Source organism: Borborobacter arsenicus (assembly GCF_003934165.1).
Lineage (GTDB): Bacteria > Pseudomonadota > Alphaproteobacteria > Rhizobiales > Rhizobiaceae > Pseudaminobacter > Pseudaminobacter arsenicus.
Genome location: NZ_RKST01000006.1, coordinates 323,121 through 341,035, shown reverse-complemented (window position 1 = coordinate 341,035; position 17,915 = coordinate 323,121). Strand labels below are relative to the sequence as shown.

General features: G+C 61.2%; 14 protein-coding genes and 1 pseudogene. 6 read left to right on the top strand and 9 right to left on the bottom strand.

Annotated features, from left to right (window positions below; all coding sequences use genetic code 11):
* Positions 1-99 precede the first annotated feature (99 nt).
* Positions 100-945, bottom strand: a pseudogene (locus EET67_RS12285) (lytic transglycosylase domain-containing protein); the annotation flags it as partial.
* Between the two features lie 4 nt (positions 946-949).
* The gene (ispG, locus tag EET67_RS12280) at positions 950-2,206 is read right to left on the bottom strand and encodes a flavodoxin-dependent (E)-4-hydroxy-3-methylbut-2-enyl-diphosphate synthase (protein ID WP_128626459.1); all 1,257 of its coding nucleotides are present in this window, start codon (positions 2,204-2,206) and stop codon (positions 950-952) included.
* A 245-nt stretch (positions 2,207-2,451) separates the two neighbouring features.
* Between ispG and EET67_RS12275 the strand changes: the two genes are divergently transcribed.
* Complete coding sequence (locus EET67_RS12275; RefSeq protein WP_128626458.1) at positions 2,452-3,984, top strand: FAD-dependent oxidoreductase; 1,533 nt, start codon at positions 2,452-2,454, stop codon at positions 3,982-3,984.
* Between the two features lie 77 nt (positions 3,985-4,061).
* On the opposite strand, the gene EET67_RS12270 is transcribed toward EET67_RS12275, so the two are convergent.
* Together EET67_RS12270 and EET67_RS12265 are read right to left on the bottom strand one after the other, a co-directional pair.
* Positions 4,062-4,499 (bottom strand): OsmC family protein, encoded by a 438-nt coding sequence (locus EET67_RS12270; RefSeq protein ID WP_128626457.1) that lies wholly within the window; start codon positions 4,497-4,499, stop codon positions 4,062-4,064.
* A gap of 80 nt (positions 4,500-4,579) precedes the next feature.
* Entirely contained in the window at positions 4,580-5,827 is a 1,248-nt protein-coding gene (locus EET67_RS12265) for a ubiquinone biosynthesis hydroxylase (protein WP_128626456.1), read from the bottom strand.
* Between the two features lie 99 nt (positions 5,828-5,926).
* Here EET67_RS12265 and EET67_RS12260 point away from each other — a divergent pair, with 99 nt between their 5' ends.
* From EET67_RS12260 to holA, 4 genes are all read left to right on the top strand, one after another.
* A complete protein-coding gene (locus tag EET67_RS12260) occupies positions 5,927-6,802 on the top strand; it encodes an acyl-CoA thioesterase (RefSeq protein ID WP_128626455.1) in 876 nt (291 codons plus the stop codon).
* Positions 6,803-7,022: 220 nt separating this feature from the next.
* The gene (locus tag EET67_RS12255; protein WP_128626454.1) at positions 7,023-7,361 is read left to right on the top strand and encodes a P-II family nitrogen regulator; all 339 of its coding nucleotides are present in this window, start codon (positions 7,023-7,025) and stop codon (positions 7,359-7,361) included.
* A 32-nt stretch (positions 7,362-7,393) separates the two neighbouring features.
* Positions 7,394-8,749, top strand: coding sequence for an ammonium transporter (locus tag EET67_RS12250; RefSeq protein ID WP_128626453.1), 1,356 nt, complete (start codon positions 7,394-7,396; stop codon positions 8,747-8,749).
* Positions 8,750-8,910: 161 nt separating this feature from the next.
* Entirely contained in the window at positions 8,911-9,957 is a 1,047-nt protein-coding gene (gene holA / locus EET67_RS12245; protein ID WP_128626452.1) for a DNA polymerase III subunit delta, read from the top strand.
* A gap of 7 nt (positions 9,958-9,964) precedes the next feature.
* Here holA and EET67_RS12240 read toward each other — a convergent pair whose 3' ends face one another.
* The 5 genes from EET67_RS12240 to mnmE all read right to left on the bottom strand — a co-directional run bounded on the left by EET67_RS12240 (position 9,965) and on the right by mnmE (position 15,691).
* Entirely contained in the window at positions 9,965-10,837 is an 873-nt protein-coding gene (locus EET67_RS12240; RefSeq protein ID WP_128626451.1) for a ParB/RepB/Spo0J family partition protein, read from the bottom strand.
* A 30-nt stretch (positions 10,838-10,867) separates the two neighbouring features.
* Positions 10,868-11,665, bottom strand: coding sequence for a ParA family protein (locus tag EET67_RS12235; protein WP_165899877.1), 798 nt, complete (start codon positions 11,663-11,665; stop codon positions 10,868-10,870).
* A 47-nt stretch (positions 11,666-11,712) separates the two neighbouring features.
* Positions 11,713-12,345 carry a 16S rRNA (guanine(527)-N(7))-methyltransferase RsmG gene (gene rsmG, locus EET67_RS12230; RefSeq protein WP_128626450.1) on the bottom strand — a complete coding sequence of 211 codons (633 nt, stop codon included), beginning with the start codon at positions 12,343-12,345 and terminating at the stop codon, positions 11,713-11,715.
* Complete coding sequence (gene mnmG / locus EET67_RS12225) at positions 12,342-14,219, bottom strand: tRNA uridine-5-carboxymethylaminomethyl(34) synthesis enzyme MnmG (protein WP_128626449.1); 1,878 nt, start codon at positions 14,217-14,219, stop codon at positions 12,342-12,344. The genes rsmG and mnmG overlap by 4 nt, the downstream gene beginning before the upstream one ends.
* A gap of 152 nt (positions 14,220-14,371) precedes the next feature.
* Positions 14,372-15,691 (bottom strand): tRNA uridine-5-carboxymethylaminomethyl(34) synthesis GTPase MnmE, encoded by a 1,320-nt coding sequence (gene mnmE / locus EET67_RS12220; protein ID WP_128626448.1) that lies wholly within the window; start codon positions 15,689-15,691, stop codon positions 14,372-14,374.
* 42 nt (positions 15,692-15,733) lie between these two features.
* Here mnmE and EET67_RS12215 point away from each other — a divergent pair, with 42 nt between their 5' ends.
* Entirely contained in the window at positions 15,734-17,761 is a 2,028-nt protein-coding gene (locus EET67_RS12215; RefSeq protein WP_245450877.1) for a thioredoxin domain-containing protein, read from the top strand.
* Positions 17,762-17,915: the final 154 nt, after the last annotated feature.

Sequence of the window (17,915 nt, the reverse complement as noted above, 5' to 3'; positions counted from 1 at the left end):
GTTCCGACCGTGTCGCCATGCTGAGCCCCGCCATCCGTCCCCCAAACCGGAACAGCGATCCATGGCCATCCCAGCTGGAGCATCAACACTATCGGTAACATTTTGCTTGAGGCAATGCGCTCCGCCTGCGCCGCGCAGTTTCTGGCAGATGATATCGGCATCTGCCCTGGCATCGACGCCGATCCTGACTGCATAGACACCACGCCGCCCGATCGGCGTACGCACCCGGCTGACAACCGGATCGTAGTCGCGCAGCAGAGCCGGAAACCGTGCCTTCTGGCGTTGCCATTGCTTGATTGCCGCCGCGCGGCGGAAATTGCCGGCAACCTGCACGCCCCAGGGCTTGATGTTGATGCTGGCCATGGCAATCGTTGCCGCCTGCAGCACCGGCAACTGGCGGCAGGCTTCCGAAAAGCTCTTGTCCTTGTCCAGCGGATGCACCGTGCCGGCATAGGCGACATCGGTGAAATTGTCGGCCGGCTCGCCCATTATGTCGAGCACATAGTCCTCGGTCTCGAGCGGCAGGAAGCCGCCGGACGCAAGCCACCGGGTCACGCGGTTCTCGCCCGCATTATAGGCTGCGGCGGCAAGGCCGAGATTGCCGAAGCCCGCTTTCAACTCGGCAAGATATTCGGCCGAGGCCGCGATCGCCCGCTCCACGTCGAAAGGATCGGCAAGGCCGCGCAGCTTGGCCGTGCCGGGCATGAATTGCGCGATACCTTCCGCGCCCGCCGGGCTCACCGCATCTGCATCGAAGCGGCTTTCCTTCCAGATCAGCCGGGCTAGGAAGGCGCGCGGCACGCCATGGCGTAGCGCATTCGTCTCGATCAGATCGCAGACGCGGTCGATCGTGACCGGTTCTGGGGCGGAAGGCGGTTCGGCCATGGCCGAACCGCTCCAGATCGCAAGAGGAAGGAGCAGCGCCGCAATTGCGAGGCCGCGCATTGTGCTACTCGGCAGCCTGTTTGCCGCCACCGCGCCCGAAACGCTGCTCGATATAGTCGGCGACCATCTTCTCGAAATCCTGGGCGATGTCCGGCCCACGCAGCGTCATCGCCTTCTTGCCGTCGATGAAAACCGGAGCGGCAGGCATTTCGCCGGTGCCGGGCAGCGATATGCCGATATCGGCATGCTTGGATTCGCCCGGTCCATTGACGATGCAGCCCATCACCGCGACCTTGAGTTCTTCCACGCCGGGATATTTCTTGCGCCATTCCGGCATGTTCTTGCGAATGCCCTCCTGGATGTTCTGCGCCAGTTCCTGGAACACCGTCGAAGTGGTGCGTCCGCAGCCCGGACAGGCGGCGACGATCGGCACGAATTGGCGAAAGCCCATGGTCTGCAGCAATTCCTGCGCCACCTGGACCTCGCGCGTGCGGTCGCCATTGGGCTCCGGCGTCAGCGAAATGCGGATCGTGTCGCCTATGCCCTGCTGGAGCAGGATGCCCATCGCCGCCGAGGAGGCGACGATGCCCTTCGACCCCATCCCCGCTTCCGTGAGCCCGAGATGCAGCGCATGGTCGCAACGTTCGGCGAGCATCGTATAGACCGCAATCAGGTCCTGCACCTGGCTGACCTTGGCCGACAGGATGATCTTGTCGCGCCCAAGACCAAGTTGCTCGGCTGCTTCGGCAGACAGCAGCGCCGACTGCACGATCGCCTCGCGCATCACCTCCTGCGCCGTCAGCGGCGAGCCATTGGCCTGGTTCTCGTCCATCAGGCGGGTCAGCAGTTCCTGATCGAGCGAGCCCCAATTGACCCCGATGCGCACCGGCTTGTCATAGAAGATCGCCTTTTCGACGATCGCGGCGAATTGCTTGTCCTTCTTATCCTTGAAGCCGACATTGCCGGGATTGATGCGGTATTTCGCCAGCGCCTCGGCGCAGGCCGGATGATCGGCCAGAAGCTTGTGCCCGATATAGTGGAAATCGCCGACCAGCGGCACATTGATGCCGAGACGCTCCAACCTCTCCCGGATGGCCGGGACGGCGGCAGCACTTTCGTCGCGATCAACGGTGATGCGGACGATTTCCGAGCCCGCCCGGTGAAGCGCCGCGACCTGCGCCACCGTCTGATCGATGTCGGCGGTGTCGGTATTGGTCATCGACTGGACAATCACCGGAGCATCGCCCCCAACCGTGACGCCGCCGACATCGACGCCGACCGAGTGGCGGCGAGGGAAGGGAGTGGAGAAATATCCGGTCATTGCCGGCAGCCTCATTGCAAGGGGTATCGATATCCGAGGTGAAGGACGGCACGAGCGATGTCAATGGTCGTAGCACCCTTGAACCAATGGGTTTACACTTTTGCCTGCGGCGCGGCCAGCCCAAGGAATTTCGGCTTTCGTTTCCAGCAAGCCTGGATACTTGGGAACCTTTGCCTGACGCGAACGTCAAACCGCTGGGACGGCACCTGGATCAGCTGATGCCGGCAAAATGAAGGAGAGCCGCAATGGCTTCGCAGGAAAATCAGGATCTCGGCCCCGACCTTACCCTCGGCGTTCCGCTGGCGACCTTCGCGAACAGGAAATCGCTCAGCGGCCATGTCGCGGGCGAATCGGTGCTTTTGGCGCAGGTGGGCGAAGACCTGCTTGCGGTGGGCGGGGCCTGCACGCACTACTCCGCGCCGCTCGGCGACGGCATCGTGGTGGGTGATACGGTCCGCTGCCCTTGGCACCATGCCTGCTTCAGCCTCCGAACCGGGGAAGCCCTCCAGGCGCCTGCATTCGATGCCTTGAGCTGCTGGAAGGTGGAGCAGCGAGGCGACAAGGTTTTCGTGACGGAAAAATTAGCACGGGAGGCAGCCACCGCCCCGGAGCGCGTCACAGCTGACCAACCGCAAAGGATCGTCATTATCGGCGGTGGAGCGGCGGGATTTGCCGCCGCCGAAATGCTGCGGCGCCGAAACTTCGCAGGCGAACTGACCATGCTGAGTGCCGACAGCGATGCACCCTATGACCGGCCCAATTTGTCCAAGGACTATCTGGCCGGCACCGCCGAGGAGGCATGGATTCCGCTGCGCTCGCAAAAATATTACGCGAAGAAGGGGATCGACCTGCAATTGCAGACGCTTGCCTCGCGCATCGATACCGGTGCCCGCACCGTTTTCACCGCCGATGGAAGCAGCTTCCCGTTCGACCGGCTTTTGATCGCCACCGGCGCGGAACCGATACGATTGCCGATTCCAGGCGCCGACCGGGCCAATGTTTTCGTGCTGCGCTCGCTCGCCGACAGCCGGGCGATCATCCGCGGCACGCAAAAAGCGAAGGCGGCGGTCATTCTCGGCGCCGGCTTCATCGGGCTTGAAACCGCCGCCGCGCTGCGTGCGCGGGGCCTCGACGTTCACGTCGTAGCGCCGGATGCACGCCCGCTGGAGAAGGTGCTCGGTCCGCAACTCGGCGATTTCATTCGCTCCCTGCATGAGCAGAATGGCGTCGTCTTCCACCTCAAGACCACCGCGACGCGCATCGACGAGCAATCGGTCACGCTGGACAGTGGCCAGGTGGTCGATGCCGACCTGGTCATCGTCGGTGTCGGCGTGAAGCCACGCATCACTTTGGCGAAGGAAGCCGGTCTCGCCACGGATCGCGGCATCGTGGTCAATGAAAATCTGGAAACCAGCATCCCGGGCATATTTGCAGCCGGCGACGTCGCGCAGTGGCAGGACGCGGCCACCGCCGAGACGCGGCATGTGGAGCACTGGGTGGTGGCCGAGCGCCACGGCCAGCGGGCGGCCGAAAACATGCTCGGCACACCGCAACCCTTCCGATCGGTGCCGTTCTTCTGGAGCGCGCATTATGATGTCTCGATCCGCTATGTCGGCTATGCAAGGTCGTGGGACGACATCGAGATCGACGGCAACATCGAGAAGCGCGATTGCATGATCGGCTACAAGAAGGACGGCAAGATCGTTGCCATCGCCGCCATAGGGCGCGACATCCAGGCGCTGGATTGCGAAGTTGCCATGGCCGCCCGGCCAAGCTGACGGAGATATCCGTGCCTGTCGGCGAGCGCCGTAATCCCGGTGCTCGCCGCCGGCACTGCTTTTCGTTCAGTGAAAGGTTACGCCAGTCTGGCTTCGAGCGTGACCTTGATCGCACCAAGTGCCTTGGAAACCGGACATCCCGCCTTGGCCTTGTCGGCCAGTTCCTTGAACTTGGCCTGATCGATCCCGGGGACCTTTCCGACCAGTGTCAGCGCACTCTCGGTGATCTCGAAGCCTCCACCGGCAGCGGGACCATAGGTCACCACCGACTTGGCCTCGAGATTCTCGGCCGGCGTGCCGTTTTCCGCCAGGAAATGCGAAAGCTGCATGGCAAAGCATCCCGCATGCGCCGCCGCGATCAGCTCTTCCGGATTCGTTCCGGACTTGCCGCTTTCGTCCTGGAAACGACCCTTGAAGGAATAAGGAGTCTTGGCAAAAGCGCCGCTCTGCGTATCGAGCGTGCCCTTTCCTTCCGTCAAGCTACCCGACCAATTGGCTGTGGCAGTGCGATTCATGGCCTTCTCCTTCTTGTCAAAACTGGCTTCAGCTATAGGCGTTCATAACGCAAAAACATATATCCTGCATATTTGTTTTTCTACAACGCCTCTCCTTTGAGAAGCCGCGGCACGTCGCCGCCAAGACCCGAAGCCTGGCGGATGAAGAATTCCTTCATCCGCGGCATGCGGTCGACAAGACCGAGCCCGATATCGCGCACGGCACGAATCGGGCCGAAATCATTGGAAAACAGCCGGTTGAGCACGTCGGTGGTAACGCCCATCTGCACCGTATCGAAGCGCCGCCAGCGCTCATAGCGCTGCAGCACGTCCAGCGCGCCGATGTCCTGGCCGAGGCGATCCGCTTCAACGACGGTTTCGGCAAGGGCAGCGACGTCCTTGAAGCCGAGATTGAGGCCCTGCCCGGCGATCGGATGGATGCCGTGTGCGGCATCCCCGGCAAGGGCGAAGCGCGGGGCGACGAAGGCGCGGGCGAGCATCAGCCCCAGCGGCCAGGCGCGCGGCTTGTCCTCCACGCGGATTTCGCCGAGCTTCAGCCCGAAGCGCTGTTCGAGTTCGGTTTCGAATATCAGCTCGTCGCTGGCGATCAGCCGCTCGGCATCGGCGGTGCGTTCGGTCCAGACGATGCAGGAGCGATTGCCGGTCAGCGGCAAGGTGGCAAAGGGTCCGGCAGGCAGGAAATGTTCTTCCGCACGGCCATTATGCGGGCGCTCATGCGCCACCGTGCAGACGATGCCGGACTGGCCGTATTCCCATCTCACCGTCTTGATGCCGGCCATGTCGCGCAGCTTCGAATTGACGCCGTCGGCAGCCACCAACAGCCGCGCATCCAATGACGTACCGTCAGCCAGATGGATGGCGACCTTTGCGCTGCCGGTCTCGAAGGCCCTCACCGCCACGCCCTCGATGATGTCGATGCCAAGTTCGCCGGCGCGGCGGCGCAGGGCCCCGTTCAATACGCGGTTGGCGACCATATGGGCAAACGGCTCGCCCGGCGCCACTTCGCCGTCAAAGGTCAGATAGGCCGGCCGGACCGGGTCTGCCGTGCGCGAATCGGTGATGACCATGTCGGTGATCGGCTGCGCCCGCGGCAGGATCTCCTCCCAGCAGCCCAGGCGGCCAAGCATGCGGCAGGCTGCGGCAGCGATGGCGGAGGCCCGTGTATCGCGCTCCCACACACCTTCCGGCGCCGCATCGACGATCGCCACCCGCAGGCTGGGGCGGGCCTGCTTCAGCGAAACTGCGGCCGCCAGCCCGACATAGCCGGCTCCTGCAATAAGGACATCGAGCGTAAGCTGTTCTTTGGCAAAGGTTTCGTTTGCAGCCATCGTCCGTCTCCGTCTTTGCGCGTTGCGCTTTGCCTTGACTTGCCCGGCTGTTGTGCCGGAAAAACCTGGTCAACTTTCGCTTCGAAAAGGTCCGAAAAAATGTCCGCTGCCATGCAGGAACTTCTCGCCATTCTCGACCTCGAGCAGCTCGAACACAACCTCTATCGTGGTCGCAGCCCCGAACTGGACTGGCAGCGTGTCTTCGGCGGCCAGACCATAGCGCAAGCGCTGGTTGCCGCCCAGCGCACGGTTGCCGCAGACCGGCATGTCCACTCCCTGCACGGCTATTTCATGCGACCGGGCGACACCAAGGTGCCGATCCTCTATGAGGTCGACCGCATCCGCGACGGCGGCAGCTTTACCACCCGTCGTGTCGTCGCCATCCAGCATGGCCAGGCGATCTTCTCGCTGGAAGCCTCGTTCCAGATCGACGAAGCCGGGCTCGATCACCAGTTACCCATGCCGCTTGACGTACCGGACCCCGATACGCTCGGAACCCAGCAGGACCTCATAGCCAAGTTTGGAGACGCGGTGCCACCCGGCATTCGCCGCTATTGGGAACGCGACCGGCCCGTCGACATGAAACCGATCATGCTCAAGCACTATACCAGCCGCGAGAAGCTCGATCCGCGCCAGAACATCTGGATACGCACCACCGGCCCGGTGCCGGAGGATCGCGCCACCCAGGCGGCGGTGCTTGCCTATCTGTCGGACATGACACTGCTCGACACCTCCACCTTCGCCCATGGCCGCGCGGTTTTCGATCAGGACATCCAGGCGGCAAGCCTCGACCACGCTATGTGGTTTCACCGCTCGCATTCGATCGACGATTGGCTGCTCTATACGCAGGACAGCCCTTCGACATCCGGCGGACGCGGCTTCACGCGCGGCGCGCTCTATGCGCGCGACGGCACGCTGATCGCCTCGGTGGCGCAGGAAGGCTTGATCCGCCTGCGACAGCAGCCCGCAGATTAGGCACTTTTTCAAATCTGCTTAATTTGAAGGCAGGCAGTTGGACCTTTCGCCAGCCAGCCCCTCGCCGGTTGGATTTTTCTTCTTTTATTTCCAATGGCTTATAGTCGTGCTGAGAAACTGGCACGGAGCTTGAATAACCCCTGATACTTTCCGACGCGCCTCAAGCCGTCCGGCAAAGCCATGCAATCGCGGAGCTCCGCAGCAGCAAGGGGTCAATCTCATGAAAATCGTGATGGCAATCATCAAGCCATTCAAGCTGGACGAGGTGCGCGAAGCGCTCACCTCGGTCGGCATAGAGGGCCTGACCGTCACCGAAGTCAAAGGCTATGGGCGGCAGAAAGGGCACACCGAAATCTATCGCGGCGCCGAATACGCCGTCAGTTTCCTGCCCAAGGTCAAGATCGAGGTCGCCGTGATCACCGAGATGGTGACGTCGGCCATCGAAGCGATCACCAACGCGGCAAGGACCGGCCAGATCGGCGACGGCAAGATCTTCGTCTTCGGTCTCGACCAGGCTGTGCGCATCCGTACCGGCGAAACAGACGGCGACGCGCTTTGAGCGGGTCAGGCCCATCCCCCATGGAGATTTCAATGACTTTTCCATCCATTCTCAAGAAGGCTGTTCCTGCAGCCCTTCTGGGTAATTTGCTCCTTGCCGTTTTCGGCACAATTTCAGCCTTTTCGCAGGAACCCGCGCCGGCTGCCCTTCCGCTGCCCGACAAAGGCGACACCACATGGATGATGGTTTCGACCATCCTCGTGCTGTTCATGGCGCTGCCCGGCCTGGCCCTGTTCTATGGCGGTCTTGTGCGGGCCAAGAACATGCTGTCGGTACTGATGCAATGCACGATGATCGTCGCCATGGTGATCGTCATCTGGGTTGCCTATGGCTACTCCTTCGCCTTTGGCGGTGGCACCAGCCCCTATTGGGGCGGCCTGGCCAAGCTGTTCCTCGCCGGGGTGACGCCGAAAACCACCTCTGCAACCTTCACTGATGGCGTGGTCATCCCGGAACTGGTCTTCGTCTGCTTCCAGATGACCTTTGCCTGCATCACCCCAGCCCTGATCGTCGGCGCATTTGCCGAGCGCATCCGGTTTCCGGCAGTCATCCTGTTCGTCGCCCTCTGGGTCACCTTCGTCTATTTCCCGATCGCCCACATGGTATGGGATTCAAGCGGCCTTCTCTTCGGTTGGGGCGCGCTTGATTTTGCCGGCGGCACCGTGGTCCACATCAATGCCGGTATCGCTGCCCTCGTCGGATCGGTGCTGGTAGGCAAGCGCAACGGCTATGGCCGCGACAACATGGCGCCGCATTCCATGACGCTCACCATGGTCGGCGCCTCCATATTGTGGGTCGGCTGGTTCGGCTTCAATGCCGGTTCCAACCTTGAGGCCACCGGCGGGGCAGCACTCGCCATGATCAACACCTTCACCGCCACCGCCGGCGCAATCATCGCCTGGGCGGGTCTGGAAGCTCTGACCCGCAAGAAGGCCTCCATGCTGGGCGCAGCCTCGGGAATGATTGCCGGCCTGGTGGCGGTGACGCCCGCTGCAGGTCTGGTCGGGCCGATCGGCGCCATCGTGCTCGGCGCCATAGCCAGCGCGGTTTGCTATTATTTTGTCACCGTGGTGAAAATCAGGGTCGGATATGACGACAGCCTCGACGTGTTCGGCATCCATGGCGTCGGCGGCATGGTCGGCGCGATCGGCACCGGCATCTTCGCCTCAGCCTCCCTCGGCGGCATCGGCTATGCCGAAGGCGTGACCATGGCCGGCCAGGTCTCGACCCAAATCCTTGCCGTTCTCGTCACCATTCTCTGGTGCGGTATCGGCTCGGCCATTCTCTACAAGCTCGTCGACACGATCATCGGCCTGCGCCCATCGGCAGAGGCTGAATCGCAAGGCCTCGACCTGTCGTCGCATGGCGAGGTCGCCTATCACGCCTAGGCGCTGCGACGAAGCATGGTTCCCGTCGTGACCTGCCGGAAGGCGGTCACGCCTTGAGGCCCGGTTCGCCGGGCCTCCTTTTTATCGCCGGCCATTGCCCGCTGCATCACACGCCTTACTTGCGGGTTTTTCCTACCGCAGCACCATGCTACCTGACTTCCATGGCACAGAAGAAAGCATATGAGGTCGATTCGTGGCTGGCGCGGCCAAGCTCGCAGGCTGCAATCGTTCTCCTTTACGGCCCAGACCGCGGCCTGGTGACCGAGCGCGCCCGCGCATTCGCCCTGCGCACCGGTCTGCCACTGGACGACCCCTTTTCCGTGGTTCGCCTCGAAGGAACCGAGGTCGATCGCGACGAAGGACGCCTGCTTGACGAAGCCCGCACCGTGCCGATGTTTGCCGCGCGCCGCCTTCTATGGGTCCGCAACGCCACAGGACAGAAGGCGCTGGCCAATGATGTCAAGGCGCTTTGTGCCGAACCACCCAAGGATGCCCTTATCCTGATCGAAGCCGCCGAGTTGAAGAAGGGAGCCGCCCTGCGCACGACAATCGAAAACAGCGATTGCGGCATGGCGCTGCCTTGTTACGCCGACGAAGCAAAAGGCATCGACGGGCTTATCGACGAGGAATTGCAGAAGGCCGACCTTACCATCACCCTAGAGGCACGCCAAGCTCTGCGCCGGAATCTCGGCGGCGATCGGCTAGCTTCGCGCGGCGAAATCCAGAAGCTCGTTCTCTATGCCGCGGGCAACAGCAAGGTCGAATTGGACGACGTCAGAGCTGCCATCGGCGACGCCTCCGGCCTTACTTTCGATGACGCCGTCGATGCGATCCTGGAAGGAAAGGTCGAGGAATTCGACACCATCTTCATGCGCCAGGCGCGGGCGGGCACCCAAGCCTTTCTATGCCTTGCGGCGGCAATGCGGCAATTCCAGGCGCTTCAGCTCATGCGCGCTGCACTCGACAATGGGGCACGTAGCGCCTCGGAAGTCGTTGCCTCGGCCAGGCCGCCGATCTTTTTTTCACGCCGAAAAATTGTCGAAGGCGCCTTGATGCGCTGGAATGGCGACGCGCTGACACGGGCTCTTGCGCGCCTCCAGCAGGCAATCCTGCAGACGCGGCAAAGGGCCGACCTTGCAGATTCCATCGCCCGTCAGGCTCTGCTTGGCATCGCAATCGAAAGCCAGCGCAGAAAGAACGCCGGCTAACTATCCCTCAGCTTTTAAGGCGCCGACACAAATCGTCCAGTTGTTCCAAGGTCTTATAGGCGATCCGCACTTCGCCGCCCTTGTTCTTGTGGGCGATGGCTATCCGCATGCCGGTTACATCCGACAGCAGCTTCTCCAGCGCCAGCGTATCGGCATCTTTCTCGACAGGGGCCGATGCCTTGACCTCGTGGATACTTTCTGGGGGAAGCTGGGCCAAGGCCTCCGCCTGGCGCACGGAAAGCCCCTCCTCCACGATCCGCTTGGCAAGCGCCGCCGGATCGGCGGCGCCAACCAATGTGCGCGCATGGCCGGCCGACAACTCGCCATCGACAAGCATGTCGCGGATGACGTCGGGCAGCTTCAACAGCCGCAGCGTATTGGCGACATGGCTTCGGCTCTTGCCGATCACCTGGCCGAGATCGGCCTGGGTGTAGCTGTGCTCATCTATTAGCTGCTGGTAGCCGAGCGCCTCTTCCACCGGATTGAGGTCAGTGCGCTGGACGTTCTCGATAATGGCCAGTTCAAGCGCCGTGCGGTCGTTGACATCGCGCACGATCACCGGAATTTCGACGAGGCCTGCGCGCTGGGCGGCACGCCAACGCCGTTCGCCGGCGATAATCTCATAGTGGCCCGCAGCGCCCGCCGGCCGCACAACTACCGGCTGCACCACGCCATGCTCACGGATCGATTGCGCAAGATCGGTGAGTTCGGCATCCCCGAAATTTCGCCGTGGATTCTTCGGATTTGGCGAAACGAATTCTATCGGCACGTTCCGGTCGGAGGATATGGGCTGCTGCGCCGGTGCTGCCGGCTTGTCCATCTCGCCGATAAGGGCGGCGAGTCCGCGTCCCAAACGCCTTCTGGAAAGATCTTCGTTCATGGGAGGGTCCGATCGTTACATGCCAATGGTTCAGGCTGCCCGCAGCTTGCGTTCCTGCCGGATGACTTCCGAAGCAAGCTGCAGGTAGGCCTGGCTTCCCGAACACTTCAAATCATAGAGTATCGCCGGCTTTCCATGCGACGGTGCCTCGGATACCCGCACATTGCGCGGGATGACCGTTTCATAGACCTTCTCCCCCATATGGGCGCGAACGTCTTCCACCACCTGATTGGCGAGATTGTTGCGGCCGTCATACATGGTCATCACGATCCCCTGGATCGTCAGATCGGGATTGAGCGCCGCGCGCACTTGCTCGACGGTCGCCAGCAACTGGCTGAGGCCCTCAAGCGCGAAAAACTCGCATTGCAGCGGCACGAGAACCGAATGCGCTGCGGCCATGGAATTCATGGTCAGGAGATTGAGCGAGGGCGGGCAATCGATCAGGATATAGGAGAATGCGTTGGTTTTCACTGACGATGCATGCACCGCATTGCGCAGCCGGACAACGCGATCCGGCGATCCGGCAATCTCCATCTCGACGCCCAGAAGGTCGAGCGTCGACGGCACGATTGACAGGCCCGGCACGGCGGTCGGCATGGCGGCATCATCGAGCGTCGTCGTACCGACGATCACGTCATAGGAAGAAACCATGCGCTCGTGACGATCGACCCCAAGCCCGGTGCTGGCATTGCCTTGCGGATCGAGATCGACGATCAGCACGCGCTCGCCGATGGCCGCCAGCGCTGTCGCCAGGTTGATGGCTGTCGTGGTCTTGCCAACGCCGCCCTTCTGGTTGGCGATGGTGATGATGCGGGGGCCGGCTCTCATGATCACGCTTCTTGACCTGGTCTTTCGTCCATCGGCATCGAACGTTGCTATGCGTCACGCAATGCATCGATTTCGAGAATCACGCTCTGCGGATCGATCACGCTTCGATGTTCTATCAGCTCGAATCGCCACAGTTTAGCGCTTTCTTCCACTTCGGTCCGGTAATCCCGTCCTTTATGGAACAAGCCGCGGGCTTCCTGCTTCAGCCAGGGCACCGAAAGGCGCAAAAGCAGCGGCAGTGGCGCAAGCGCCCGTGCCGTCACCACTTCCACATTCTCAACCAGGCCCCAGCAATCCTCGATTCGCTTGGCGTGGACGCGAGCCGGCAATGAGAATTCGCCGATTATCGCCTGAAGGAAACCTGCCTTTTTCCTGTTGCTCTCAATGAGAGCGATGCTTGCACCGGCGCGCTCGGCCAGCAGAAATGCCAGGATGAGCCCGGGAAAGCCCCCGCCGGAACCGAGATCGACCCAATATTTCGCCTCGGGCTGGAGACGCGCGAGCTGGGCGCTATCGAGGATATGGCGCTGCCAGACCTCCGGAAGCGTCGACGGCGACACCAGATTTATGCGCTGCGCCCATTTCTCGAAGACGGCCTGAAAGGCAATCAGCCGGTCGAAAGTTTCACGTGAAACAGGTCCGGCGACCGTGCGCAACTGCTCGAACTGATCTGAATTCACGCCGCGCCTCGACGGGCCAGGTCGGATTCATGGTTGCGGACATGGGCGACGATGATTGCCAGCGCCGCCGGCGTCATGCCGTCGATTCTTTGGGCATCGGCAACGGAACGAGGTTGCCGCTTCAGCAGCTTCTGCTTCATCTCGTTGGAAAGGCCGGGCACATGGGAAAAATCCATATCCGGCGGGATAAGCCTTTCCTCCTCCCGGCGGATTAGGGTGGCGTCATTGTTCTGCCGCTCGAGATACACCGCATAATGCGCTTCGATTTCAAGCGCTTCGACAGTCTTCTCGTCCAACTGTCCAAGTTCCGGCCAGATCGCCGTGAGCCTTTCCACCGACATCTCCGCACGAGATAGGAGATCGTAGGCCGACCGGCGAACGCCATCCAGATTGATGGCAAATCCGTGGCGTCGCGCCTCATTTGGCGTCACCTGCAATGATAGGGCGAGGCTGCGCGCACGTGTCAGATTGTCATTGGCCAGGGTGAAGCGCCGCTGCCGCTCCTGCGAAACGATCCCGAGTTGGATCGCCTTCGGCGTCAGGCGCTGGTCTGCATTGTCCGCGCGCAGCGACAGGCGGAATTCCGCACGTGACGTAAACATTCGATAGGGCTCGGTGATGCCGCGGCTGGTGAGATCATCGATCATCACGCCGATATAGGCCCCGGTGCGGCTGAAGGTGATGCCGTCTTCGCTAGCTGCTTTCCGGGCTGCATTCAGCCCGGCAACGAGACCTTGCGCGGCCGCCTCCTCATAGCCGGTGGTTCCATTTATTTGACCCGCCAGGAACAAGCCTTGTATCCGGCGCGTCTCAAGTGTCTGCAGGAGTTCGCGCGGATCGACATGATCATATTCGATCGCATAGCCAGGCTGCAGCATTTTCGCCTGTTCCAGCCCCGGAATGGTCTTGAGGATCCCGAGTTGTACATCTTCCGGCAAGGAAGTCGAGATGCCGTTCGGGTAGACCGTATCGTCATCGAGCCCTTCCGGCTCAAGAAATATCTGATGGCCGTCACGGTCGCCGAACTTGACGATCTTGTCTTCGATCGAGGGGCAGTAGCGTGGCCCGATCCCCTCGATGGAGCCGGAATACATGGCTGACCGTCCGAGATTCTGCCGGATCAGTTCATGCGTGGCAGCTGTGGTTCGCGTTATGCCGCAATCGACCTGCGGATTGACTGCCTTGTCCGACAAGAGGGAGAAAAGTGCCGGCTCATCATCGGCCGACTGCACATCAAGGCCCGCCCAGGCAATGGTGCGGCCGTCCAGCCGGGGTGGCGTTCCGGTTTTCAGCCGTCCCAGTGTGAAGCCGGCGCGCGTCATCGTCTCCGACAAGCCGAAGCTGGCTTTTTCATTCATCCGGCCGGCAGTGAACTTCCGTTCACCGATATGGATAAGGCCACGCAGAAAGGTACCCGTGGTCAAAACCACGGCGGCGCAGCGAAGTTTCTGCCCGCTCGCCAATTGAACAGCAGAAAGACGGCCTTCCTGGATTTCGAGATCGGAGACTTCATCCTCGATGATATCGAGGCCTGATTGCTCGACCAGAGCCGCCTGCATTGCCAGCCTGTAGAGTTTTCGGTCGGCTTGCGTGCGCGGGCCGCGCACCGCGGCGCCCTTGCGGCGATTGAGCAACCGGAACTGTATGCCTGCAGCATCCGCCACCCGTCCCATTAAGCCATCGAGCGCGTCGACCTCGCGCACCAGATGCCCCTTGCCCAGACCGCCGATCGCAGGGTTGCACGACATGGCACCGATGGTTGAAGCCTGCAGAGTGACAAGCGCCGTGCGCGCGCCATAGCGCGCCGCGGCGCTGGCTGCCTCGCAACCGGCGTGCCCGCCACCAACGACTATAACATCGTAGTCTGCATTCATCGAATTCGTCGCTCCGGAATAGGCTGAGCCATGTGCCGATTTGGTTGCCGCGTCAAGTCCGGCCAGAATGATAATGTTTCACGTGAAACGAATTTTCCTGCCCATCCTAATGTTTCACGTGAGTCATTTTACGGCCTGATGTTTCACGTGAGTCATTTGCCAATGCAAAATTGCGAGAAAATGACGTCCAGTAGATCCTCCGGATCAATGGCGCCCGAGATGCGCCCAAGCTGATCGGCCGCCAAGCGAAGATATTCGGCCTTGATCTCTGCCGCTTCGCTCGGTGCTTCCAGGGCCGCCTTCATGAAATCGGAGGTTTTGCGCAGCAGTTCAATATGTCGTTGGCGGGACGGCAGTATATCAGAGGCGTTTCCGGCAGCTTCCGCCGCGTAGTCACCTATGCTGTCCAAAAGCTCGTTCACCCCTGAACCGCTCGTGACCGAGATAATGTGGTCGTAGGTCGAGCCAAGGCCAGAGCATGGCGCGATATCGCTTTTTGTTCCTACCATCAGCCGCCTCGCTTCCGTGGAGACACCGGTAATCGCCTGGGGATCGTTGAGGTCGACAAGGTGAAGGATCAGGTCGGCTCCCCGCGCCCTGTCCCGTGCCCTGTCGATACCGATCTGCTCCACCCTGCCGGCCTCTTCGCGGATGCCTGCGGTATCCGTCAGCCTTACCTTCACCCCGTCCAGGTCGAGAACGACTTCGACAAGATCGCGGGTGGTTCCCGGCTCATCCGTTACAATAGCTGCATCCCGTCGAGCTAGCGCATTGAGCAGACTCGATTTACCAGCATTCGGCGCCCCCAGAATGACGACATCATAGCCATCGCGAATGATCTCAGCCTGCCGGTATCCATCCATATGCGCGCCGATCTCGGATATCATTTTCTGGACATCCGCCCAAACGGTCGAGCCCACTGCCCCCGGCACATCAGCCTCGTCGGAAAAATCCATTTCGGCCTCGATCATCGCGCGCGCAAAGATCAGCCGCTGGCGCCAATCCGTGTAAAGGGCCGATTGTGCGCCGGAATTGAGCAGCGCAAAGCGGCGCTGGGATTCAGTCTCGGCCGTGACCAGATCGGCCAACGCCTCGGCTTTCAACAAGTCGACCTTGCCGTTGAGAAACGCGCGGCGGGTAAACTCCCCAGGCTCGGCATGGCGGACACCATCGAACCCGACGATCGCCTCCAGCATCGCCGCCACAACGGCACGGCCGCCATGGACGTGAAACTCGACCATGTCTTCGCCGGTAAAACTGTTCGGGCCAGGGAAGAACAGCGTCAGGCCAGCATCCAGGGGGGTGCCATCGGCTCTTCGAAATGTGCCGAACTGCGCCAGGCGTGGCTGAGGAAGTCGCCCGCAGATCACCTCCAAGACCTGGCGCGTCGCTGGTCCCGACAGACGCACAACCGCCACACCTGACGGCAACCGACCACTGGAAAGCGCTACGATCGAATCCTGGAATATCATTGCCCGCTACCTCGCTGCGCCCTAGGTTAGGAAGTCCATATAATGATGAGGCTGATCGTGCCACTGCCCCCGGAAAATCTGCTGTCGGACGAAACCAGTCCCTATTTGCGCCAACATAGCCACAACCCGGTTCACTGGCGTTCATGGTCGCCGCAATCCCTGGCCGAGGCCAAGGAACTTGATCGCCCGATCCTGCTTTCCATCGGCTATGCCGCTTGCCACTGGTGCCACGTCATGGCGCATGAAAGCTTCGAGAGCCCCGAAGTTGCCGCGGTGATGAACCGTCTGTTCGTCAACATCAAGGTGGATAGGGAAGAACGGCCCGATATCGACCAGATCTATATGGCGGCCCTGACTGCAATGGGCGAGCAGGGCGGCTGGCCGCTGACGATCTTCCTGACACCGGATGCCAAGCCTTTCTGGGGCGGAACCTATTTCTCGAAAGAATCCAAATATGGCCGGCCGGGCTTCATCCAGGTCCTGGAAGCCATCGCAGCCGCCTGGAACGCCAAGCGGGAGGACATCACCAAGAGTTCGGAAGCGTTGAGGATTCACGTGGAAAGCCGGCTGGCCGGCCCCCTGAGAGGTTCGGCCAATCCGGCAGGCATGCTGGATAGTCTTGCAATGGGAATATTCGGCATGATCGACCATGATCTGGGTGGTTTGCGTGGCGCTCCCAAGTTTCCAAACGCCCCACTTATGCAGACCCTCTGGCTGAGCTGGCTGCAAACCGGCAATGAGGCGCACCGCGACGCGGTCATCACCAGTCTGCGCCATATGCTCGGTGGCGGCATATATGACCATATAGGCGGCGGGCTTTCCCGATATTCCACGGATGCCGAATGGCTGGTGCCGCATTTCGAGAAAATGCTCTATGACAATGCACAAATGCTACGCATGGCCAATTGGGCCTATGCGGCAACCGGCGATGAATTGTTTCGGATACGAATCGAAGAAACGGTCGGATGGCTTCTGCGTGAAATGACGGTCGAAGGCGGGGGCTTCGCTTCGAGCCTCGACGCCGACAGCGACGGCGAGGAAGGCTTGTTCTACACATGGAACAGGGAGGAGATCGAATCTATTCTGGAACAAGATTCTTCCTTATTTTTCAATAGTTTCACTCTTACTAAGCCGCAAGGATGGGAAGGCAAGCCGATCGTTCACCGGTCTCCTTCGCAGTCATCACGGCCCCAGGCAGATGAAGTCATTCGTATCAAACGGAACCTGCTTGCCGTCCGCGAGAGGCGCATTCGCCCCGGGCGGGACGACAAGGCATTGGTGGACTGGAACGGCCTGACAATCACCGCTTTGGCGGAAGTCGGAAGATCATTTTCAAGGAACGACTGGGTTGATGCGGCCCGCCGTGCCTATCGGTTCATTCTCGATTGCCGCGACGCCGATGGCAGGCTCCCCCATTCCATATTGGGCACGCGCCGGCTTTATCCCGCTCTTTCCAGCGATTACGCGGCGATGGGCAACGCCGCTGTCGCCCTGTTCGAAGCCACCACCGAGCGCCGCTATCTCGAAGATGCAATCTCATTCATGGCCAATCTCGACAAATGGCACGAAGACGACGAACGGAGTGGCTACTATCTGTCCGCCTCGGACAGCACCGATGTGCCGATCAGAATTCGCGGCGATGTTGATGAGGCGATCCCCTCGGCCACCGGCCAGATCATCGAGGCAGCCGCCAGATTGGCCAATGCCCTCGGCGATACCGAGTTGCATCTGAAAGCCTGGCGCATCGCCGAATATGCGGCGGGGCGCGCGGCCAGTCAGCAATATGGGCAAGCGGGTATCATAAATGCCGGCGCGCTGGCCGCCAGCCCCATGAAACTGGTGATGGTCGAGGACGCCGATAAACCAAGGTTCGTTCCGGCAGCGAATCGATCGCCAGACCCCCGCCGCGTCGATATCGTGATTCCACTCGGTGCAAGTTCAGCCCTGCCAAGCCTGGCGGATGGCGCCCTTCCCCCGACCGACAAGGCCGGCGCCTTCCTATGCACCGGCCGGACCTGCCTGCCCGTGATTACAGACCCGAAGGAATTGGAGCGGGCGCTACGCCGCTAGAGCATTACCAGCAAAAGTGTGAAACGGTTTTGCGTCCGGAAATGCGGCCAAAACAAAAGTTTAGAGCCGTTCCTCGATTCCGGTTAAATCAGAACGGCTCTAAAGCACGTCGCGATCTTTTCAGGTTCGCTTGACGCGCTTTAGCCCCTTGTTT